18 protein-coding genes are annotated in these 21,528 nt (G+C 72.4%); 7 read left to right on the top strand and 11 right to left on the bottom strand.

The window, feature by feature from the left end:
* Positions 1–15 precede the first annotated feature (15 nt).
* Positions 16–2,529, bottom strand: coding sequence for a DEAD/DEAH box helicase (locus tag H0H10_RS19475; protein WP_188182287.1), 2,514 nt, complete (start codon positions 2,527–2,529; stop codon positions 16–18).
* Positions 2,530–2,674: 145 nt separating this feature from the next.
* Between H0H10_RS19475 and H0H10_RS19470 the strand changes: the two genes are divergently transcribed.
* Positions 2,675–3,469: a metal-dependent hydrolase gene (locus H0H10_RS19470; RefSeq protein ID WP_188182286.1), complete on the top strand. Its 795-nt coding sequence runs from the start codon at positions 2,675–2,677 to the stop codon at positions 3,467–3,469.
* A gap of 14 nt (positions 3,470–3,483) precedes the next feature.
* Here the strand turns inward: H0H10_RS19470 and H0H10_RS19465 are convergent, their stop codons facing one another.
* From H0H10_RS19465 to H0H10_RS19450, 4 genes are all read right to left on the bottom strand, one after another.
* Positions 3,484–3,756, bottom strand: coding sequence for a type B 50S ribosomal protein L31 (locus H0H10_RS19465; RefSeq protein ID WP_188182285.1), 273 nt, complete (start codon positions 3,754–3,756; stop codon positions 3,484–3,486).
* Between the two features lie 69 nt (positions 3,757–3,825).
* Entirely contained in the window at positions 3,826–4,296 is a 471-nt protein-coding gene (locus H0H10_RS19460) for a DUF5709 domain-containing protein (RefSeq protein ID WP_188182284.1), read from the bottom strand.
* Positions 4,297–4,899: 603 nt separating this feature from the next.
* The gene (locus H0H10_RS19455; RefSeq protein ID WP_188182283.1) at positions 4,900–6,681 is read right to left on the bottom strand and encodes an ABC transporter ATP-binding protein; all 1,782 of its coding nucleotides are present in this window, start codon (positions 6,679–6,681) and stop codon (positions 4,900–4,902) included.
* Positions 6,678–8,516, bottom strand: coding sequence for an ABC transporter transmembrane domain-containing protein (locus H0H10_RS19450; RefSeq protein WP_188182282.1), 1,839 nt, complete (start codon positions 8,514–8,516; stop codon positions 6,678–6,680). Before H0H10_RS19450 ends, H0H10_RS19455 begins: the two co-directional genes overlap by 4 nt.
* 297 nt (positions 8,517–8,813) lie before the next feature.
* On the opposite strand from H0H10_RS19450, the gene H0H10_RS19445 reads away from it, so the two are divergent.
* Positions 8,814–9,569 carry a L,D-transpeptidase family protein gene (locus H0H10_RS19445; RefSeq protein WP_188182281.1) on the top strand — a complete coding sequence of 252 codons (756 nt, stop codon included), beginning with the start codon at positions 8,814–8,816 and terminating at the stop codon, positions 9,567–9,569.
* A 54-nt stretch (positions 9,570–9,623) separates the two neighbouring features.
* Here the strand turns inward: H0H10_RS19445 and H0H10_RS19440 are convergent, their stop codons facing one another.
* Positions 9,624–10,088, bottom strand: a complete 465-nt coding sequence (locus tag H0H10_RS19440) for a MarR family winged helix-turn-helix transcriptional regulator (protein ID WP_188182280.1) — start codon at positions 10,086–10,088, stop codon at positions 9,624–9,626.
* A 103-nt stretch (positions 10,089–10,191) separates the two neighbouring features.
* Here H0H10_RS19440 and H0H10_RS19435 point away from each other — a divergent pair, with 103 nt between their 5' ends.
* Both H0H10_RS19435 and mltG read left to right on the top strand, forming a co-directional pair.
* Positions 10,192–11,994 carry an ABC transporter ATP-binding protein gene (locus tag H0H10_RS19435; protein ID WP_188182279.1) on the top strand — a complete coding sequence of 601 codons (1,803 nt, stop codon included), beginning with the start codon at positions 10,192–10,194 and terminating at the stop codon, positions 11,992–11,994.
* Positions 11,995–12,037: 43 nt separating this feature from the next.
* Entirely contained in the window at positions 12,038–12,910 is an 873-nt protein-coding gene (gene mltG, locus H0H10_RS19430; RefSeq protein WP_188182278.1) for an endolytic transglycosylase MltG, read from the top strand.
* A gap of 15 nt (positions 12,911–12,925) precedes the next feature.
* Here the strand turns inward: mltG and H0H10_RS19425 are convergent, their stop codons facing one another.
* Entirely contained in the window at positions 12,926–14,005 is a 1,080-nt protein-coding gene (locus tag H0H10_RS19425) for an NAD(P)-binding domain-containing protein (RefSeq protein ID WP_188182277.1), read from the bottom strand.
* A 98-nt stretch (positions 14,006–14,103) separates the two neighbouring features.
* Here H0H10_RS19425 and H0H10_RS19420 point away from each other — a divergent pair, with 98 nt between their 5' ends.
* On the top strand, positions 14,104–14,526 hold the full coding sequence (locus H0H10_RS19420; RefSeq protein WP_188182276.1) for a YjbQ family protein: 423 nt from the start codon (positions 14,104–14,106) through the stop codon (positions 14,524–14,526).
* Between the two features lie 106 nt (positions 14,527–14,632).
* On the opposite strand, the gene H0H10_RS19415 is transcribed toward H0H10_RS19420, so the two are convergent.
* From H0H10_RS19415 to H0H10_RS19405, 3 genes are read right to left on the bottom strand one after another with little or no spacing between them, the layout of a single operon-like run.
* A complete protein-coding gene (locus H0H10_RS19415) occupies positions 14,633–16,132 on the bottom strand; it encodes a tripartite tricarboxylate transporter permease (RefSeq protein ID WP_188182275.1) in 1,500 nt (499 codons plus the stop codon).
* Between the two features lies 1 nt (position 16,133).
* Positions 16,134–16,670 carry a tripartite tricarboxylate transporter TctB family protein gene (locus H0H10_RS19410; RefSeq protein ID WP_188182274.1) on the bottom strand — a complete coding sequence of 179 codons (537 nt, stop codon included), beginning with the start codon at positions 16,668–16,670 and terminating at the stop codon, positions 16,134–16,136.
* Positions 16,667–17,653, bottom strand: a complete 987-nt coding sequence (locus tag H0H10_RS19405; protein WP_309141842.1) for a Bug family tripartite tricarboxylate transporter substrate binding protein — start codon at positions 17,651–17,653, stop codon at positions 16,667–16,669. Before H0H10_RS19405 ends, H0H10_RS19410 begins: the two co-directional genes overlap by 4 nt.
* A 332-nt stretch (positions 17,654–17,985) precedes the next feature.
* On the opposite strand from H0H10_RS19405, the gene H0H10_RS19400 reads away from it, so the two are divergent.
* Together H0H10_RS19400 and H0H10_RS19395 are read left to right on the top strand one after the other, a co-directional pair.
* The gene (locus H0H10_RS19400; RefSeq protein WP_188182272.1) at positions 17,986–19,638 is read left to right on the top strand and encodes a sensor histidine kinase; all 1,653 of its coding nucleotides are present in this window, start codon (positions 17,986–17,988) and stop codon (positions 19,636–19,638) included.
* On the top strand, positions 19,635–20,519 hold the full coding sequence (locus H0H10_RS19395) for a response regulator (RefSeq protein WP_223180118.1): 885 nt from the start codon (positions 19,635–19,637) through the stop codon (positions 20,517–20,519). The genes H0H10_RS19400 and H0H10_RS19395 overlap by 4 nt, the downstream gene beginning before the upstream one ends.
* A 397-nt stretch (positions 20,520–20,916) precedes the next feature.
* Here the strand turns inward: H0H10_RS19395 and H0H10_RS19390 are convergent, their stop codons facing one another.
* Complete coding sequence (locus H0H10_RS19390) at positions 20,917–21,471, bottom strand: TetR/AcrR family transcriptional regulator (RefSeq protein ID WP_188182473.1); 555 nt, start codon at positions 21,469–21,471, stop codon at positions 20,917–20,919.
* Positions 21,472–21,528 lie beyond the last annotated feature (57 nt).

Here is a 21,528-nt window from a genome sequence, read left to right as displayed (position 1 = left end):
GGGATTCTCCTGTGTTCACAGCTGGCCGACATCGGTCACGCGGACGACCGCCCGGCCCTCGGCGTCCGAGGCCGCGAGGTCGACCTCGGCGCTGATGCCCCAGTCGTGGTCGCCGTTGGGGTCGTCGAAGATCTGGCGGACGCGCCACAGACCGTTCTGCGGCTCCTCCTCGATCACCAGCAGCTTGGGACCGCGGGCGTCGGGGCCGGTGCCGAGGTCGTCGTACTCGTCCCAGTACTTGTCCATCGCCTCGCCCCAGGCATCGGCGTTCCAGCCGGTGTCGGCGTCCATCTCGCCGAGCTCGTCGACCTGGTCCAGAGCGGCGAGTTCGACACGGCGAAACAGGGCGTTGCGGACGAGGACGCGGAAGGCTCGCGCGTTGGTGGTGACCGGCCGCACCTGGTCGGCCTTCTCCTGCGCCTCCTCGGCGGTCATCTCCTCCGGGTTGGCGAGCTGCTCCCACTCGTCGAGCAGGCTGGAGTCGACCTGGCGCACCATCTCACCGAGCCACTCGATCAGGTCCTGGAGGTCGTCGGACTTCAGGTCGTCCGGGATGTTGTGGTCCAGGGCCTTGTAGGCGCCGGCGAGGTAGCGCAGCACGATGCCCTCGGTGCGGGCCAGCTCGTAGAAGGAGACCAGTTCCGTGAAGGTCAGCGCCCGCTCGTACATGTCCCGGATCACCGACTTCGGCGACAGCGGGTGGTCGCCGACCCAGGGGTGGCTCCGGCGGTAGGTGTCGTACGCGTGGAAGAGCAGTTCCTCCAGAGGCTTCGGGTACGTGATGTCCTGGAGACGCTCCATGCGCTCCTCGTACTCGACGCCGTCCGCCTTCATGGCGGCCACGGCCTCGCCGCGAGCCTTGTTCTGCTGGGCTGCCAGGATCTGCCGGGGGTCGTCCAGGGTGGACTCCACGACGGACACCATGTCCAGCGCGTACGACGGCGACTCCGGGTCGAGCAGTTCGAACGCGGCCAGGGCGAAGGTGGACAGCGGCTGGTTCAGCGCGAAGTCCTGCTGCAGGTCCACCGTGAGCCGGACGATCCGGCCCTCGGCGTCCGGCGTGTCGAGTTTCTCGACGATGCCGCCGTCGAGCAGCGAGCGGTAGATGGCGATCGCCCGCCGGATGTGGCGCAGCTGCTGCACCCGCGGCTCGTGGTTGTCCTCCAGCAGGTGCCGCATCGCGGTGAAGGCGTTGCCGGGACGGGCGATCACCGACAGCAGCATGGTGTGGGTCACCCGGAAGCGGGAGGTCAGCGGCTCCGGCTCGGAGGCGATGAGCTTCTCGAAGGTGTTCTCCGTCCAGGCCACGAAGCCCTCGGGCGCCTTCTTGCGGACGACCTTCCGGCGCTTCTTCGGGTCGTCACCGGCCTTGGCGAGCGCCTTCTCGTTCTCGATGACGTGCTCGGGGGCCTGGGCGACGACGAAGCCCTCCGTGTCGAAGCCCGCCCGCCCGGCCCGCCCGGCGATCTGGTGGAACTCCCGGGCCCGCAGCGTGCGGACACGATTGCCGTCGTACTTGGTCAGCGCCGTGAACAGCACGGTACGGATCGGGACGTTGACACCCACACCGAGCGTGTCGGTACCGCAGATCACCTTCAGCAGACCGGCCTGCGCGAGTTTCTCCACCAGACGCCGGTACTTGGGCAGCATGCCGGCGTGGTGCACACCGATGCCGTGCCGGACGTAGCGGGAGAGGTTGCGGCCGAACTTCGTCGTGAAGCGGAAGTTGCCGATCAGCTCGGCGATCTTGTCCTTCTCCTCCCGCGTGCACATGTTGATGCTCATCAGCGCCTGTGCGCGCTCGACGGCCTGCGCCTGCGTGAAGTGCACGATGTAGACGGGCGCCTGCCGCGCCTCCAGGAGGTCCGTGAGCGTCTCGGTGAGCGGCGTGTAGCGGTACTCGTAGGAGAGCGGCACGGGACGGGTGGCCGAGCGGATCACCGCCGTGGGACGGCCGGTGCGGCGCGTGAGGTCCTTCTCGAAGAACGAGACGTCACCGAGCGTGGCCGACATCAGGACGAACTGCGCCTGCGGCAGTTCCAGCAGGGGAATCTGCCAGGCCCAGCCGCGATCCGGTTCCGCGTAGAAGTGGAACTCGTCCATCACGACCTGGCCGATGTCCGCGTCCTTGCCGTCACGCAGCGCGATCGACGCCAGCACCTCGGCGGTGCAGCAGATCACGGGGGCGTCGGCGTTCACGGACGCGTCGCCCGTCAGCATGCCGACGTTCTCCGTACCGAACAGCTTGCACAGCTCGAAGAACTTCTCCGACACCAGCGCCTTGATCGGAGCCGTGTAGAAGGTGACCTCGTCCCGGGCCAGCGCGGCGAAGTGGGCACCTGCCGCGATCATGCTCTTGCCGGAACCGGTGGGCGTCGACACGATCACGTTCGCGCCGGACACCACCTCGATCAGCGCCTCCTCCTGGTGGGGGTAGAGCGTGAGACCGCGCTCCTGGGCCCACGACTCGAAGGCTTCGTAGAGGGCGTCGGGGTCGGCGGTCGGCGGCAGCTGATCGATGAGGGTCACGCCCCCATCTTGCCTGGCCCGAGCCGCGATGCGGGAATCGGATGCCCGCACGAAGATCGCGAACGCTACGCTGGGTCGCCGACTGCGCGTCAGCGGACCCGGTCAACTGGACAGCGGCACATGAGGAATGGGGCGGGCAACGGCGATGATGGGACCAGCACACTCACTGTCGGGCGCCGCTGCCTGGCTCGGCGTAGGAGCGGCCACGGCCGCCGCCGGGCACCCGATGCCCTGGCCCGTCCTGCTCGCCGGAGCCCTCATCTGCGCCGGGGCCGCGCTCGCCCCGGACCTCGACCACAAGGCCGCCACCATCTCCCGGGCCTTCGGACCCGTCTCGCGGGGGCTGTGCGAGATCGTCGACAAGCTGTCGTACGCCGTCTACAAGGCCACCAAGAAGCAGGGCGACCCACGCCGCTCCGGCGGCCATCGCACGCTGACGCACACCTGGCTGTGGGCGGTCCTGATCGGCGCGGGCACCTCGGTCCTGGCCATCACGGGCGGGCGCTGGGCGGTGCTGGCGATCCTCTTCGTGCACATGGTGCTCGCCATCGAGGGACTGCTGTGGCGGGCGGCCCGCGGCTCCAGCAGCGACGTCCTCGTCTGGTTGCTGGCCGCGACCAGCGCGTGGATCCTCGCCGGGATCCTGGACAAGCCGGACGGAGGCTCGGACTGGCTGTTCACCGCGCCCGGCCAGGAGTACCTGTGGCTCGGGCTGCCGATAGTGCTCGGCGCGCTGGTGCACGACATCGGGGACGCGCTGACCGTCTCGGGCTGCCCCATACTGTGGCCGATACCGGTGGGCCGCAAGCGCTGGTACCCCATCGGCCCGCCGAAGGGCATGCGGTTCCGGGCCGGCAGCTGGGTGGAGCTGAAGGTGCTGATGCCGGCGTTCATGGTGCTCGGCGGAGTGGGCGGCGCGGCCGCACTCAACGTCATCTGACCAGGCCGGCTCTTTCAGCCCGTCCCGCCGGCGCTCTGCCCCTCGCCGCCGCCGTAGCGGCGCTCGAAGCGGGCGACGCGTCCCTCCGAGTCCACCGTCCGCGCCTTGCCCGTGTAGAACGGGTGGCTCTCCGAGGAGATCTCCACGTCCACCACCGGGTAGGTCTCGCCGTCGTCCCACGCGATCGTCTGGTCGCTGGTCGCGGTGGACCGGGTGAGGAAGGCGTAACCGGCGGCGCGGTCGCGGAAGACCACGGGGTGGTAGTCCGGGTGCTTGTCCTGCTGCATGACTGCTCCTCGTACGGCACGGGTCGGGGTGACGGCTCACGAACGGCGCGGCCGGCGGGGGCGAAGCGGTCAGCGAGGCAAGGAGTCCTCGTCGACGATGTGCACCGCCGCCTCCTCGGCGGAGGCCGCCGCACCGTCGATGCCCACGTCCGTGGCGACCAGCGCGGGTTCGTCGTCCTCGTGGGCCCCTTCGTCGGGGGCCACGAGCCGGCCGGAGCGGGCCGCCCCGACCTCGTTGTCCAACAGCTCGCCGTCGGTCCCCTGGGCATCGCCCAGGCCGTCGCCGTCGGGCGCGAGAGTGTCCGGCTGCTCCTCGGCGAGCCGCTGGTCCAGCGTTTCGCCGCGGTGGCGTTCCCCGGCCGTCACGCCGGTGTGCTCCACCGCCCAGGGCCGCTCGGGCGGGGACCAGCCGCGGTCGAGGGGGTCGTCGACACCGTCGTACTCCAGGGTGTCCTCCGCGTCGAGCAGCCCGGTGTCTTCCCTCTGCTCGGAACCGTCGGGCTGGTAGACGTCATCTCCCCATCCGTCGGCGCTGTTCACGGGTACCTCCTGGGGGTGGGGACGGGCCCCTTCTCGCCGTGGGTCGCGGCGGGTCGCCGCTGCACGGGGCACAGGCGTCGCCCGTCGCCGTACGGCGCGCCGTGCGGGCGCTCCCCGAGCCGGTGCCTCCTCCCAGACTTCCACCCCCGTTCGGGAGCACGCAACGGCACGGGCCCGTGCTGGGGACCGGGTACCCCCGGTCCGCCCCCGCAGACCGGCGGCGGGACGTGCCCGAGTCCGGTCCCTGACCGTCCGGGGGTGGGTCGTTACCGTCCGTATCCGGCCTTCCTCGATCGCAGGAGTCAGTCGGCCAGTGGTGTTCTGGGCCGGGCGCTGGGCTGTCCGGGCTGGGCCATGGAGCGTCTGGGCGGGGGCCCGGGGTGCCTGGACCGGGCGTGTGGCGTTCCGGGCTCGGCGGGCTCGTCCCTCGGCCGTCCGAGCCGGGGCCTGAGCAGCCCGGCCCCGGCACGACCAAGCCCGCTCGCCTCCCCGAGCCCGTACGTTTCACCGGGCCGGCCCCCGCGCGCCCGAGCCCGCCCCCGACGGTGCAAGGCAGCCTGGCCGGGAGCCAGCACCTTCACGAGCCGGAGCGGGGCGCTTCGGTCAGCCGTGCCAGGACCGCCAGAGGGCCGCGTAGGCGCCGTCCGCCGCGACCAGCTCGTCGTGACTGCCCAGCTCGCTGATCCGGCCGTTCTCGACGACGGCGATGACGTCGGCGTCGTGGGCGGTGTGCAGCCGGTGGGCGATGGCGATCACGGTACGGCCGTCCAGGACGCGGGCCAGGGACCGTTCGAGGTGGCGTGCCGCCCGCGGGTCGAGCAGGGACGTGGCCTCGTCCAGCACCAGGGTGTGCGGGTCGGCCAGCACCAGCCGGGCCAGCGCGATCTGCTGGGCCTGCGCCGGGGTGAGCGCGAAGCCGCCCGAACCGACCTCGGTGTCCAGCCCTTCGTCGAGGCCACGGGCCCAGTCATCGGCGTCGACCGCGCCCAGCGCCGCCCACAGCTCGGCATCCGTGGCACCGCTGCGGGCCAGGCGCAGGTTGTCGCGCAGGGAGCCCACGAAGACGTGGTGCTCCTGGTTGACCAGGGCCACGTGCGAGCGGACCCGCTCGGCGGACATCCGGGAGAGTTCCGCGCCGCCCAGGGTGATCCGGCCGTCGCGGGGGCCGTAGATGCCGGCGAGCAGTCTGCCCAGTGTGGACTTGCCGGCGCCGGAGGGACCCACCAGCGCGAGCCTCGTGCCCGGGGCGACCTCCAGCGACACCTTGCGCAGGACGTCCACGCCCTCGACGTAGCCGAAGTGCACCCCGTCGGCGTGCACCTGCCGCCCGTCGGGGGCGAGCGACGGGTCCCCGGCGTCCGGCTCGATGTCCCGGACGCCGACCAGCCGGGCCAGCGAGACCTGGGCCACCTGCAGCTCGTCGTACCAGCGCAGGATCAGGCCGACCGGGTCGACGAGCATCTGCGCGATCAGTGCCGCCGTCGTCAGCTGACCGACCCCGATCCAGCCCTGCAGGACGAACACACCGCCGATGAGCAGGACGGAGGCGAGCACGGTCACATGGGTGACGTTGATGACCGGGAAGAGCACCGACCGCAGCCAGAGCGTGTAACGCTCCCACGCCGTCCACTCCCGGACCCGGCGCTCGGACAGCTCGATGCGGCGGGCGCCGAGGCGGTGGGCCTCGACGGTGCGTCCGGCGTCCACGGTCTCGGCGAGCGCGGCGGCCACGGCGGCGTACCCGGCGGCCTCCGAGCGATAGGCGGAGGGCGCCCGGCGGAAGTACCAGCGGCAGCCGATCACCAGCAGCGGAACGGCGAGGAGCACGGCGGGTGCCAGGGGCGGAGCCGTGACCACGAGCCCGCCGAGCAGCAGGGCCACCCAGACGACGCCGATCGACAGCTGGGGCACGGCCTCGCGCATGGCGTTGGCGAGGCGGTCGATGTCGGTTGTGATCCGGGAGAGCAGATCGCCCGTGCCGGCCCGCTCCAGCACGCCCGGCGGCAGTCCGACCGACCGGACGAGGAAGTCCTCGCGCAGGTCGGCCAGCATCCGCTCGCCGAGCATGGCCCCGCGCAGCCGTACCTCCCGCACGAACACGGCCTGGACGACGAGCGCGATCACGAACATCGTGGCCGTCAGCCCCAGGTGCAGCTCGCGGGCGTCGTCCGACACCCGCTCCACGAGCCCGCCCAGCAGGTAGGGGCCGGCCATGGAGGCGACCACGGCGACGGTGTTGACGGCGACGAGGAAGAGGAAGGCCCGGCGGTGCCGGCGCAGCAGTTCCCCCACGTACGCACGTACGGTCGTGGGGGCACCGACGGGCAGGGTGCTCGCCGTGGTGGGGGCCGCCGGGTCGTACGACGGTGGCGCCACGCCGATCATGCCGTCTCCTCGATCTCTTCCAGTCGGTGCAGTACGTCGTCGTCACCGAGCGCGTCGTCGTCCAGGGTCCTGTCCCGCGCCTCGTCCCGGTGCGCGGCGGTCTCCTCGTCGGTCTCGCGCGTCACCACCGCCCGGTACCGGGGCTCGCTGTGCAGCAGCTCCCGGTGGGCGCCGACCGCCGCGACCTCGCCGTCGTGCAGGAACACGATCCGGTCCGCACGGTCCAGCAGCAGCGGCGACGAGGTGAACACCACCGTCGTGCGCCCCGTACGCAGCTTCCGCACCCCTTCCGCGATCCGTGCCTCGGTGTGCGAGTCCACCGCGGAGGTCGGCTCGTCCAGGACGAGCACCTGCGGATCGGTGATCAGGGACCGGGCCAGCGCGAGCCGCTGGCGCTGGCCGCCCGAGAGCGAGCGGCCGCGTTCGGTGATACGGGCGTCCATCGGGTCCTCGGCCCCGAGCGATCCCTGCACCAGCGCCGCCAGGACGTCCCCGCACTGGGCCGCGGCCAGCGCGTCCTCGGCGCCGACGGCACCGGACGCGGGTACGTCGAGCAGTTCGCGCAGCGTGCCGGAGAGCAGCACCGGGTCCTTGTCCTGCACCAGGACGGCGGTGCGCGCGGAGTCCAGCGGAAGTTCGTCGAGCGCGACCCCGCCCAGCAGCGCAGACGTCCCCTTCTCCGAGGCGTGCCCGCCGAGCCGTTCCGCCAGGCGGCCGGCCGCGTCCGGGTCGCCGCACACCACGGCGGTGAGCCGGCCCGCCGGAGCGAGCAGACCGGTGGCCGGGTCGTACAGGTCCCCGGACGGGACGGCCCCGGCGCGCGACCCCGTGGTGTCCGTGGCCCGTTCCAGCGACAGCACCCGGGCGGCCCGCTTGGCCGACGGCCGCGAGAAGGAGTACGCCATGGCGATCTCCTCGAAGTGCCGCAGAGGGTAGGTGAGGATCATGACGGAGCTGTACACGGTGACGAGTTCACCGACGCCGATCCGGCCGTCGTGGGCCAGGCGCACGCCGTACCAGACCACCGCGATCAGCAGGAGCCCCGGCAGCAGCACCTGGATCGCGGAGATCAGCGACCACATCCGCGCGCTGCGCACGGCCGCGTGCCGGACCTCCTGGGAGGCGCTGCGGTACCGGTCGAGGAACAGCTCCTCGCCGCCGATACCGCGGAGCACGCGCAGACCGGCGACGGTGTCCGAGGCCAGTTCGGTGGCGCGGCCGGCCTTCTCCCGCTGGACGTCGGCGCGTCGGGTCGCCCGGGGCAGCAGCGGCAGCACCGCGAGGGCGAGCACCGGCAGGCCCACGGCCACGACGACGCCGAGCGCCGGCTCGTAGACCACCAGGCTCACGCAGACCAGCACGATGGTCAGCGCCGCCGCGGTGAAGCGGGACAGGGCCTCCACGAACCAGCCGATCTTCTCCACGTCGCCCGTGGAGACGGCCACGACCTCACCGGCCGCGACGCGCCGCGTCAGTGCCGAGCCCAGCAGCGCGGCCTTGCGGGCGAGCAGCTGCTGGACGCGGGCCGCAGCGGTGATCCAGTTGGTCACGGCGGCGCGGTGCAGGAAGGTGTCGCCGAGCGCGTTCCCCGCGCAGCACAGCGCCAGCAGGCCGCCCGCCAGGGCGAGTCGCGTACCGGAGCGGTCGACGACGGCCTGGACGGCGAGGCCGACACAGAACGGCAGGGCCGAGACAGAAGCGAAGTGGAGAAGTCCCCAGGCCAGCGACTTGAGCTGCCCGCCCAGCTGGTTCCGGAAGAGCCACCACAGGAATCGAGGGCCCGAACGCGCGTCCGGCACGCCCGGGTCGGGAAACGGAAGGTCTTGGATCTGCATGGCGTCCCAGTGGCTCGTGTCAGGGAGGTGCCGTGCAACACGGCATCAAGAGGCTGCAAACCGTGCAAGGTTCGCGTCGCCGCGTGGTCGAAAGCAAGCGGTTTTCCGCGTCGGGGCACGGATTCGGCTGCCGTCCGCCGCGGTCCGGTCGCCCGGTGTGGCGGGGCAGCGCCGTGGCGGGGTGACGGCCGTGGCGAGGGAGGAAAGGAGAGGCCCGCGGCGGGGGAAGGACCGCGGCCGGCCCGGAGCCGGCGGTGGCGTCCGGGAGCGGGTGCGAGCGAGTGCGAGGATGGAGCGATGCGGAATGGCGGTGCACGGCGTACGGCGGTCGCGTTGGTGGCCCTTGGATCCCTGCTGACGGCGCTGTCCGCCTGCGGTGGCCCGTCCGGGCACCGGGCGGACCCCACGGCGGTGCCGCCCACGGGCGGTGCGGCCGGCACGCACGGCGCCTCCGCCGACCCGACCCGTATCCCCGGCGTCGGCGACCGGTTCCAGCGGCAGATCCCCGCCGAGTCCCGGCAGGTCGTCGCGGTGTACGGCGACGGCAAGGACTCCGCCGACTCCACGGTCGTGCTGTACACCAGGGAGGGCTCCGCCTGGCGCCGGGCGGGCAGTTGGGCGGCGCACAACGGGACGAAGGGCTGGACGGCCGACCACCACGAGAACGACAGGCGCAGCCCGATCGGCGTGTTCACGCTCAGCGACGCGGGCGGTGTGCTCCCGGACCCGGACGCGGATCCGGACGACGGCCTGCCCTACACCAGGTCCGCCGCCTTCGCGGCGCCGCGCTGGTGGGCCAAGTCGTACTGGCACGACTTCGACTACGTCATCGCCATCGACTACAACCGGGTCAAGGGCACCCCGCCGAACGATCCGACCCGCCCGGAAGGCACGTCCAAGGGCGGCGGTATATGGCTGCACATGGACCACGGAAGCGGCACGTCGGCCTGTGTCAGCCTGCCCAGGCAGGCGATGGAGCACCTGTTGCGCACGCTGGATCCGGACCGGCACCCCGTGGTGGTGATGGGGGACAGGGCGGATCTGAGGGCCTGACCGCGAGCCCACCGGCTGGGCGCGGAAGGGATCGGCAGCGCCCGAGCCCTCAGGCTACGGCGCGGAACACCGGCCGCCCTCGCCGGCGCTCCCGTCGATCAGCGTGTCCAGGAGTCCGCCCAGTGCCGCGCGCTGCTCCTGCGTGAGCGGGGCGAGGATCTCCTCGGCGGCCGAGCGGCGCGCGCGGCGCAGTTCCCGCAGGGCCGCGCGCCCGTCGTCGGTGAGCTCGATCCGGATCACCCGGCGATTGGCCGGATCCGGCACCCGGCGCACCTTCCCGGCCGCCTCCAGGCCGTCGACCAGCGTCGTCACCGCCCGGGGCACCACCTCCAGGCGCTCGGCGAGGTCGGCCATGCGGGGCGGTGAGCCGTAGTGCGCGAGGGTGCGCAGCAGCCGGGACTGGGCCGGAGTGATGCCGAGGTCGCGTATCTCCAGGTGGCGCTTCTGGATGCGGTGCACCCGGCGGGTGAGCCGCAGCAACTGCTCGGCCAGCAGGCCGTCGGGGTCGGGGGCGGTCATGCGGGAACAATATCAGGACGACGTTCATTGTGAGTATAGGTAACAATGAGCTACGATCCGAGCGCCGTCCCGCGGCCAGCCCTGCCGACCCCCGTAGGAGCCCATGCACCCCGATCACGAACCCACCTGGACCCCGCCCGCCGACGCGCAGGAACAGCCCCGGCAGGTGCGCCGCATCCTGAAGCTCTTCCGTCCCTACCGCGGCCGCCTCGCGGTCGTCGGTCTGCTCGTCGGCGCCGCGTCACTGGTCTCCGTCGCCACGCCCTTCCTGCTCAAGGAGATCCTCGACGTCGCGATCCCCGAGCGGCGCACCGGCCTGCTGAGCCTGCTCGCCCTCGGCATGATCCTCGGTGCCGTCCTCACCAGCGTCTTCGGCGTGCTGCAGACACTGATCTCCACGACGGTCGGCCAGCGCGTCATGCACGACCTGCGCACCGCGGTCTACGGCCGGCTGCAGCGCATGTCCCTCGCCTTCTTCACCCGCACCCGCACCGGCGAGGTCCAGTCCCGCATCGCCAACGACATCGGCGGCATGCAGGCCACCGTCACCTCCACGGCGACCTCCCTGGTCTCCAACCTCACCAGCGTGATCGCCACGATCGTCGCGATGATCGCCCTCGACTGGCGGCTCACCGTAGTCTCGCTGCTCCTGCTGCCGGTGTTCGTGTGGATCAGCCGCCGCGTCGGCCGCGAACGCCGGAAGATCACCACCCGGCGCCAGAAGCAGATGGCCGCCATGGCCGCCACCGTCACCGAGTCGCTCTCCGTCAGCGGCATCCTGCTCGGCCGGACCATGGGCCGGTCCGACTCGCTCACCCGCGCCTTCTCCGAGGAGTCCGAGCGCCTGGTCGACCTGGAAGTGAAGTCGAACATGGCGGGCCGCTGGCGCATGGCCGTCATCACGATCGTCATGGCCGCGATGCCCGCCGTCATCTACTGGACCGCGGGCGTCGCCCTCCAGCTCGGCGGCCCCGACGTCTCCCTGGGCACGATCGTCGCGTTCGTCTCGCTCCAGCAGGGTCTGTTCCGCCCGACGGTCAGCCTGCTGTCGACGGGCGTCCAGATCCAGACGTCGCTCGCGCTCTTCCAGCGCATCTTCGAGTACCTCGACCTGCCGATCGACATCACCGAGCGGGAAGACCCCGTCCACCTCGACCGCGTCAGGGGGGAGGTCCGCTTCGAGGGCGTCGAGTTCCGCTACGACCACAAGGGCGGCCCGGTCCTCGCCGGCATCGACATCACCGTCCCCGCCGGCGGCAGCCTCGCCGTCGTGGGTCCGACCGGCGCGGGCAAGTCCACCCTCGGCTACCTGGTGCCCCGGCTGTACGACGTGACGGGCGGCCGCGTCACCCTGGACGGGGTCGACGTGCGCGACCTCGACTTCGACACCCTCGCCCGTGCGGTCGGCGTCGTCTCGCAGGAGACGTACCTCTTCCACGCCTCGGTCGCCGAGAACCTGCGCTTCGCCAAGCCCGACGCCACCGACGAGGAGCTGGTGGCGGCGGCGAAGGCGGCCCAGATCCACGACCACATCGCCGCCCTGCCCGACGGCTACGACACGGTGGTCGGCGAGCGCGGCCACCGCTTCTCCGGCGGCGAGAAGCAGCGCCTGGCCATCGCCCGCACGATCCTGCGCGACCCGCCCGTCCTCATCCTCGACGAGGCGACCAGCGCCCTGGACACCCGCACCGAGGCCGCCGTCCAGGCGGCCATCGACGCCCTGTCCGCCGACCGTACGACGCTCACCATCGCGCACCGGCTCTCCACCGTCCGCGGCGCCGACCAGATCGTGGTCCTCGACTCCGGACGGCTGGCCGAACGGGGCACGCACGAGGAGCTGCTGGAGCGGGACGGGCGCTATGCGGCCCTGGTCCGAAGGGACGCACGACTGGAGCCGACGAAATGACGATATGCCAGGTTTGGTGAGATTCGGAGGTTACCGTGCCCGCATGCAGATGAACACTCCGTCACGGAGCGCGAGAAGCATGAGGAACAGGATCCGACTGACGCGCCGGGGCCGCATCGCCCTGATCGCGAGCGGAGCGGTCGTGGCCGGTACCGCCGTGGCGGTGCCCCTGCTGACCCCGGGCGACGACGAGGGGGAGCCCCGCCCCACGTCCCTGGTGATCCGTGAGGGCTGGCGCGCCACCCAGATCTACGATGCCGTCGACAAGACCCTCGAACTGCCCCCCGGCACCACCAGGAACTCGCTCGCCAAGGCGAACCTGAAGCTGCCGAACGACGCGGAGGGCAATCCCGAGGGCTATCTCTTCCCTGGGACGTATCCGCTCGGCGAACGGCCGACCCCGGAGAAACTGCTGGCGGCCATGGTCGACAACGCGAACAGGAAGTTCCACGGCGCCCCGATCGCCGCGGGTGCCCAGCGCAACGCGCTGAACGTCTACCAGGCGGTCACCATCGCGAGCATCGTGCAGGCCGAGGCCGCCACCAAGGGGGACATGGGCAAGGTGGCCCGGGTGATCTACAACCGGCTGGCGCGCGGCATGCCGTTGCAGATGGACTCCACCATCAACTACGCGCTGGGCCGCTCCGCCCCGAAGGCCGCCGCCAAGGACACGGGGATCGACAGCCCCTACAACTCGTACCAGCGCATGGGCCTGCCGCCGACTCCCATCGACAATCCGGGCGAGGCGGCGATGCGCGCCGCGATCAGTCCGGCCCCGGGCGACTGGCTGTACTTCGTCACGGTCAAGCCGGGCGACACCCGCTTCACGGCCGACCAGGACGAACACGAGCGCAACGTCGCCGAGGCCGACCGCAACCGGCGGAGCGCCTCGCCCCGCGAGGGAGCGAAGACCTGATGAGCCGACGGGGCGTCACGCGGCGGCCGGTGCCTCCTCGGCCAGCAGCCGCCTGATGTCCCGGACGGCCGCGCGCCCCGCCCGGTTCGCGCCGATGGTGCTGGCCGACGGTCCGTAGCCGACGAGGTGGATCCGGGGATCGGCCACCGCGCGCGTCCCCTCGACGCGGATCCCGCCGCCCGCCTCGCGCAGCCGCAGCGGTGCCAGATGGTCGATGGCGGCCCGGAACCCGGTCGCCCACAGGATGACGTCGGCGCTCCACCGCCGTCCGTCCTTCCACGCCACCCCGTCGGGCGTGACCCGGTCGAACATGGGCCGGCGATCCAGCACGCCCGAGTCGATGCCCGCCCGGACCGCGTCGTTCAGCGGCAGCCCGGTCACCGACACCACGCTCTGCGGCGGCAGCCCCCGCCGTACCCGCTCCTCCACCAGCGCCACCGCGGCCCGGCCCGCGTTCTCGTCGAAGGGCCCCTCACGGAAGACGGGCGGTCGCCTGGTCACCCATGCCGTGGCCGCGGCGTACGGCGCGATCTCCAGCAGGTGCTGGGTGCCCGAGGCACCCCCGCCCACCACGACCACCCGCTGCCCCGCGAACTCCTCCGGCCCCGCGTACTGCGCGGTGTGCAGCTGCCGCCCCCGGAAGGTCTCCTGGCCCGGATAACGCGGCCAGAAGGGCCGGTCCCAGGTGCCGGTCGCGTTGATCAGGGCCCGCGTCGGCCAGGTACCGGCCGAGGACTCCACGAGCAGCCGCCCGTCGCTCCCCTCGCGCACGGCGTGGACATCGACGGGGCGCCGTACCCGCAGATCGAAGGCGCGCTCGTAGGCGGCGAAGTACTCGGCCACGACCTCAGAGGACGGCCGGGCCGGATCCGCGCCGGTCAGTTCCATTCCCGGCAGCGAGTGCATCCCGTGCACCTTGCCGTACGTCAGCGACGGCCAGCGGAACTGCCAGGCGCCGCCCGGTCCGGGGGAGTGGTCCAGCACCACGAAGTCGCGCTCCGGCTCGAACCCCGTGCGCCGCAGGTGGTGGGCGGCGGCCAGTCCGGCCTGACCGGCACCGATGACGACGACCTCGACCTCGTGTGTGTTGTTCACGATTCCACCAACGGCGCCGAGGCCCTCGATCTTCCCCCCGCCGCTCACCGGCCCGACGCTCCCGCGCCCGGGCCGCCGCGTGCGTCAGGATGGGGGGCATGCCAGATGCCTTCACCACCCGAGTCCTGAACCTCGCCACCGGCTCCACCGAGCGGGTCGCCGACATCACCGGCGACTGCGAGTCCTTCCTGCGCGAGGTGGCGGCCGGCCGCGACGGCCTCCTCAACGTCTTCGTCCCGCACGCCACCGCCGGGATCGCGATCATCGAGACGGGCGCGGGCAGCGACGACGACCTGCTGGCCGCCCTGCACACCCTGCTGCCCGCCGACGACCGCTGGCAGCATCGCCACGGCAGCCCCGGCCACGGCCGCGACCACGTCCTGCCCGCCTTCGTACCGCCGCACGCGACACTGCCGGTGCTGGGCGGACGGCTGGAGCTGGGCACCTGGCAGTCGGTGTGCCTGGTGGACACCAACAAGGACAACCCCGAGCGCCGGGTGAGGTTGTCCTTCCTCGGGTGACTGTCGTGGTCGAGGGTGTGGGCCGGGCCGGGCTTCCGGGCCGGCCCACACCCGTCACCGACGGCACCGGGACGCGGTACGGCCGGCTCGCGGTCCTGGGCGGAGGTCAGGCTGCGGTCCGGGTGCGCCTGCGGTTTACCTGACGCCGTACCAGCGGCCATGCCAGCAGCAGGGCGATCACCGCGTACACCGTCACCGCGAACGGCGTGTTCACCAGGCCCGTGACGCTGCCGTCGCTGATCTGCAGGGCACGGCGCAGTTGTTGCTCGGCGTTCGGGCCGAGGATGACGCCGATCACGGCGGGCAGGATGGGCAGGCCGTAGCGCCGCATGCCGAAGCCGACCAGGCCGATGACCAGCAGGGTCACCAGGTCCACGACCTCGCCGCCGACCGCGTAGGCGCCGACCGCCGCGAAGAACATGATCCCCGCGTAGAGGTACGGCCGCGGGATGCGCAGCAGTTTGGCCCAGACCGGCGCCAGCGGCAGGTTGAGCGCCAGCAGCAGGACCATGCCGACGAAGAGCGAGGCGATCAGACCCCACACCAGCTCGGGCTCGTGCTCGAAGAGCAGCGGACCGGGCTGGATGCCGTACTGCTGGAACGCGGCCAGCATGACCGCCGCGACCGCCGTCGTCGGCAGGCCCAGGGTCAGCATCGACACCAGCGTGCCCGCCGCCGAGGCCGACGCCGCCGACTCCGGGCCGGCGACGCCCTCGATGGCGCCCTTGCCCCACTCGTCCTTGTGCTTCGACAGGCGCTTCTCCGTGACGTAGGAGAGGAAGGTGGGGATCTCCGCGCCGCCCGCCGGGATCGCTCCGAACGGGAAGCCGATGAACGGGCCTCGCAGCCACGACCTCCAGGTGCGGCGGACGTCGTCGCGGCCGAGCCAGGGGCGGCCGACCGGGATCGGCTCGGCCGGCCTGCGCCGCAGATGGGCCGCCACCCACAGGGCCTCGCCGATCGCGAAGAGACCGACCGCGACGATCACCACGTCGATGCCGTCGGCGAGCTGGAGCGAGCCGAAGGTCAGACGCTGCTGGCCGGTCATCTGGTCCAGGCCCACCAGGCCGATCGTCAGGCCGATCAGCAGGGAGGCCAGGCCCCTGATGCGCGAGGAGCCCAGCACCGACGTCACGGAGATGAACGCCAGCACCATGATGGCGAAGTAGTCCGGCGCGCCGATGTCCACCGCCAGGTCCGCGACCGTCGGCGCGAGCGCCACCAGCAGGACCGTGCCGACCATGCCGCCCGCGAAGTGGCCGATTGCGGCGGCCGCCAGCGCCTGCGCGCCGCGCCCCGACTTGGCCATCGGGTTGCCCTCCATCGCCGCGACCACGGCGGCGCTCTCGCCGGGCGTGTTGAGCAGGATCGAGGTCGTCGAGCCGCCGAACATGGCGCCGTAGTAGATGCCGGCGAACATGATGAACGCCGCCACCGGGTCCAGCCCGTACGTGACGGGCAGCAGCAGCGCCACCGCCATCGCGGGGCCGATACCGGGCAGGACGCCGATGGCCGTGCCGAGCAGGACGCCGAGGGCGGCCCAGAGGAGGTTGAGCGGGCTGAGGGCCGTACCGAAGCCGTCCAGGAGGGAGTTCAGGGCGTTCATCTCACAGCACTCCCATCAGCGGACCGCCGGGCAGCGGCACTCCGAGCAGCTTGTCGAAGACGGCGTAGGTGACCAGGGACAGCACCGCGGCGATCAGCGGATCACGGTCGAGACGGCGGCTGCCGAGGGCGAACGCGGCTCCCCAGAACAGGAGGGCACCCGCGGCGGGGAAACCGAGGGGCTCGATGAGCACGGACGCGCCGAGGAAGATCCCGGCGAGCAGGAGGACCGTGCGCCAGTCGGCCGGTTCGGACAGGTCGACGTCCTCGCCGCCCTCGGCCTGGCCCCGGCCGCCGCGCAGGACGTCGACGGCGAGCAGGGCGGCGATCACGAGCAGGCCCACGCCGACGACCACCGGGACCGTCTTCGGGCCGACCGGACCGCGCTGGGTGATGTCGACGTCCATGGTCAGCGCGTCGGTCAGGACGAGCACGCCGAGCGTCAGCAGCAGGGCGCAGACGCCGAGTTCGGAGTGCTCGCGCAGCCACGAGCCGCGCTCGGCCGCCGGGGCCGGAGCAGGTTTCGTCCGCGTCGTCACAGCCCCAGCTCCTTCAGCACCGACACCACACGCTTGTCCTGGGCGTCCAGGAACGCGCCGAACCGCTCTCCGCTGAGGAAGGCGTCGTCCCAGCCGTTCTGCTCCAGGGACTTCTGCCACTCGGGAGAGTCGTGCAGCTCCTCGACCAGCCGGGTCAGCTTGTCCCGCTCGGCCTCGGACAGGCCCGGCGGGGCGACGATGCCGCGCCAGTTGGTGAAGTTCACGTCGTAGCCGGACTCCTTCAGCGTGGGCGCGTCCTTCAGCTCCTCGACCCGCTCCGGCCCGGTCACCGCCAGCACCCGCAGCTCGCCGGCCTTGATCTGGTCCAGGTACTCGCCGACGCCGGAGACACCGAAGGCGACCTTGTTGCCGAGGATCGAGGCGAGCAGCTCGCCGCCGCCGTCGAAGGGGATGTAGTTGACCGCCTTGGGGGAGATCCCGGCGGCCCGGGCCATCAGCATCGGCGCGAGGTGGTCCGGTCCGCCGGGCGACGATCCACCGCCCACGGGGAGCTTGCCCGGGTTCTTCTTCCAGGCGGTGATCAGCTCGTCGATGGTCCGGTACGGGGAGTCCTTGGCGACCACGACGACGTCCTGCTCCTCGGTGAGCCGGGCGATCGGCGTGGTGTCGGCGAGCGTCTTCGGGGCGTGGTTGGAGCGGACGGCGCCGACGACGCCGAGGCCCATCGACATCGCCAGCTTGCCGTTGCCGTGCTCGCTGACCAGCCGGCTCAGGCCCACGGTGCCACCGGCGCCGGGCAGGTTGAACACCTCGATGCTGTGCGTGAGCCCGGCGTCCTCGGCGTTCTTCGCGGCCGTGCGGGCGGTGATGTCGTAGCCGCCGCCGGGCGTGTTGGGGACCATGAAGCGCAGGCCCGGGATCTGTGTGCCGGTCTCGGCGCCGCTGCCCGTGGAGAGCAGCGGCGGTCCCGCGAGCACGAGCACGGCGGCCCCGAGCAGGGCCAGGGGGGTGCGCAGGCGCACGGATGTCACCACCTGTCGGGTTGTGTCGAGCGGTAAGGGGAGCCCTGTGGGGGAGGGTGAGGTGGGCCACATGGTGCCCGCACGCCCGGGGTCTGTCTGCCTTGCGGAAGCAAGGGAGGTTGTGGTCATTGCGGTCGCCGGTTCCCGCCGCGGGCCGCGCATCCCTTCCCTTCGCCGCAGGTGGGCGCCATGATGGCGACCCACACACCCGCCGTACCCGCCCATCCGCCGTACCCGCACGCCCGTCGTCCCCGACGTACCCGTACATCCGCCATATCCGCGCCCCCTCCCCGTCCTCCCCGTCCTCCCCGTCAGCCGAGATCGAGTCCGCCGTGGCCCCCACCTTCCGCCGACAGACCCTCGCGGGCGAGATGCTGGTCCTCCAGCTCGCCATCGTCGTCGTGGTGCTGCTCGCGGTCGCCGCCGTCTCACTCGCCCAGTCCAGGGCGACCTTCAACCGGGTCGAGGGCCGCCGCGTCGGCGCCCTGGCCGAACAGCTCGCCGCCATGCCCCTGGTACGCAGCCAACTGTCGCGGCCCGAGCCGCAGGAGGCCCTCGCCCCGCTGGTGAACGCCACGCAGACCCAGTCCGGGGTCACCTCGGTCACGGTGGCCGACGCCGACGGCCGGATCGTCAGCTCCACCGACCCCACCGTGATCGGCGGCCGGCTGCCCCTCGGCCGGGGTGCCGTCGAGGGACGTGGCTGGTCGGGCGCGCTGACACTGCACGGCAGCCGTGAACTCGTCGCCCAGGTGCCGGTGCTGGGCGCCACCCGCCAGAACCTCGGCCGGCACCTGGGCACGGTGATGGTCGGCGAGGCCGACCCGACGGTGTGGCAGCGGCTGAGCGGCGCCTCCTCCTACCTCCTCGCCTACCTCGGCATCGCCAGCGGTCTGGGCGTGGCCGGCTCCTGGCTGCTCGCCCGGCGCGTGAAACGGCAGACCCTCGGTCTGGAACCGCGCGAGATCGCGGGGCTCGCCGAACACCGGGAGGCGATGCTGTACGGGATCGCCGAGGGCGTGATCGCCCTGGACCCGCAGCACCGGCTCACCCTGGTCAACGAGATGGGCCGGCGCCTGCTCGGCCTCCCGGAGGACTGCGTGGGCCAGAGCCTGGACGCTCTGGGCATCGACGGGCGGCTGCGCGACGTCCTGTCCGGGTCCTCGGCGGACGCCGCCGAGCGCCGCCACGACGAGGTCGTCGTCCGCCACGGGCGGGTCCTGGTGATGAACCGCATGACCGTCACGAAGGACGGCCGCCGGCTCGGCTCGGTCACCACCCTGCGCGACCGCACCGAGCTCGCGCGCCTGGAGCGGGAGATCGGCGCCTTCCGCAGCACCTCCGAGCTGCTGCGCGCCCAGGCCCACGAGTTCGCCAACCAGTTGCACACCATCTCCGGGCTCATCCAGATCGGCGAGCAGGACGAGGTGGTGCGCTACATCCGCGCGCTCAACCGGCGCCGCGCCTCCCTGGACGTCACCCTCAGCCGCCGCGTCCGCGACACCGCCGTCGCCGCCCTGCTGACGGCGAAGTCCTCCCTCGCGGCCGAACGGAAGGTCTCCCTGCGCGTCTCCGACCGCACCGCCCTCGGCCGGCTCGCCCCGGAGGACGCCGCCGACGTGGCGACCGTGGTGGGCAACCTCGTCGACAACGCGGTGGACGCCGCCGCGGCGGCGGACGGCGACGGCGAGGACGCCTGGGTCGAGGTCGAGCTCAGACAGGACGCCTCCAGCGTGGAGATCGTGGTCCGCGACTCCGGACCCGGCGTGGCGCCCGAACTGGCCCGCGAGGTCTTCTCCCACGGTTTCACCACCAAGGCCGCCCGGCAGGGCGAGCGCGGCATCGGCCTGGCGCTCACCCGGCTGGTCTGCGAACGTCACGGCGGTGAGATATCGGTGACCAACACGCCCGAGGGGGCCGTGTTCACCGCACGCATGACCGTCAGCCACCTCACCGACGCGGTGGCGGAAGGAGCAGCATCATGAGGGGTACGGGCGCCCTGTCCGGGACGGCCGCAGCGGTCGAGGCGACCGGCGCGAGCGAGGCGAGCGGGGCGGCCGACGTGATCGGCGTCCTCGTGGTCGACGACGACTTCATGGTGGCCCGGGTCCACCGTGCCTTCGTCGAGCGCGTCGAGCCCTTCAGGGTCGTCGGGGTCGCCGGCACCGGCGAGCAGGCCGTCGCCGCCGTCGACGAACTCCGGCCCGATCTGGTCCTGCTCGACCTGTACCTGCCCGACCTCTTCGGCCTGGACGTCATTCCGCGGCTGCGCGCCGCCGGGCACGACTGCGACGTCATGGTGATCAGCGCCGCCCGGGAGGCGGACACGGTGCGGGGCGCCGTCCGGCACGGCGTCGTCGACTACCTGCTCAAGCCGTTCGAGTTCGAGGACCTGCGGGTACGGCTGGAGCGCTACGCCGTCCAGCGGGGCCGTCTGCTCGGCACGGTGGTACGCAGCCAGGCCGACGTCGACCGCGTCCTGGCCGGCGTGCCGGCGCCGCCGGCCCCGGTACCGGCGCTGCCCAAGGGGATGAGCGTGGAGACCGCCGAGCTGGTCGAGCGCACGCTCCGGGAGGCCGACGGCACCCTGTCCGCGAGCGAGTGCGCGGCCCTGACCGGTGTCTCCCGGGTCAGCGCCCGCCGCTACCTGGAGCACTTCCACACCATCGGCAGCGCCGAGGTCTCCCTGCGCTACGGAGCGGCGGGCCGGCCCGAACGCCGCTACCGCTTCCGCGGCCGTCCCGCGGGACCCGGACCGCGTGCCGAGACGCCGGCCGGCGGACAACCGGCCCCGGCTCGGGATCTGCCGCGGCCACAGGGCGAGCACGGACGCCGGGAACGCCGGGAACACGGACACGCCGGCTGACCCGCCGAACGTCCCCGCACCGGCTCGGCGAGCCGTCCCACCGTTTCGCCGAGCCGTCCCGAGCAGATCGACGGGCCGTCCCGAGCGCTGGACGGGCCGTCCCGAGCAATTCGGCGGGCGCCCGCCGACCGGTTCAGCGTGCGCCCTGATCAGTTCGGCGCAGTCCTGCTCGATCCGGCGACAGGCGGTGATCGATGCGGACGGCGGCCATGATCGGTTCGGGCGACGGGGGCCTCGATCGGGGCACGTGAGGCAGGTGCCGTGATCGGCCCGTGGTGGCACCGGCCGGCGCATCACTGTCGGCACGACAGCATCCCTGCGTCCCGGGCCGGCCGGCCTCGCCGAGCCCGCGCCCATCCGGCGTCCGGACGACGGGCGAGCGCGTCGCCCGTCCCGGTCACCGTCCGGCCGCGCCTGCCCGCAGGCCGTCCATGACCAGGTCCAGCAGCCGGGCGGCGCGCGGCTGCCAGTCCCCCCGGGGGTCGATCTGCCAGAGACCGGCGATGGCGAGGAAGAGGTCGTCGGCGGTCATCCCGGGGCGGATCGTGCCCGCCTCCTCGTTCGCCCGCAGCAGCATCTCGGCCGCGGTCGTCACGGGGGCGTTCCCCGGTTTGGCGGGGCTGCCCGGACCGCTGGTGGCCTTGCGGATGGCGTCCGCCAGCCCCGCCTTGGCCATGGCGAAACGGGCGACCCGGTCCATCCACTCACGCAGGGCCTGATCGGGCTCCCGGACGGCGAGCAACATGGCCGCGCTGTCGGCGACCTGCTGCATCTCGTAGCGGTAGATCTCCAGGACGAGCGCCTCGCGACTGGGGAAGTGGCGGTAGAAGGTGCCCTGCCCGACGCCCGCCTTCTTGGCGATCGCGCTCAGCGGGACGTCCGCGCAGCGCGTCAGCTCGGCCGTGGCCACGTGCAGGATGCGCTCGCGGTTGCGCTGCGCGTCCGAGCGCATCGGGGTGTCCCTCTTCGGCTGCGGCACTCGTCCTCCCTCCGGGGTAGTGGCCGAATC

The organism is Streptomyces griseicoloratus (genome assembly GCF_014534645.1).
GTDB lineage: Bacteria > Actinomycetota > Actinomycetes > Streptomycetales > Streptomycetaceae > Streptomyces > Streptomyces griseicoloratus.
This window is presented reverse-complemented; position numbering and strand designations above follow the sequence as displayed.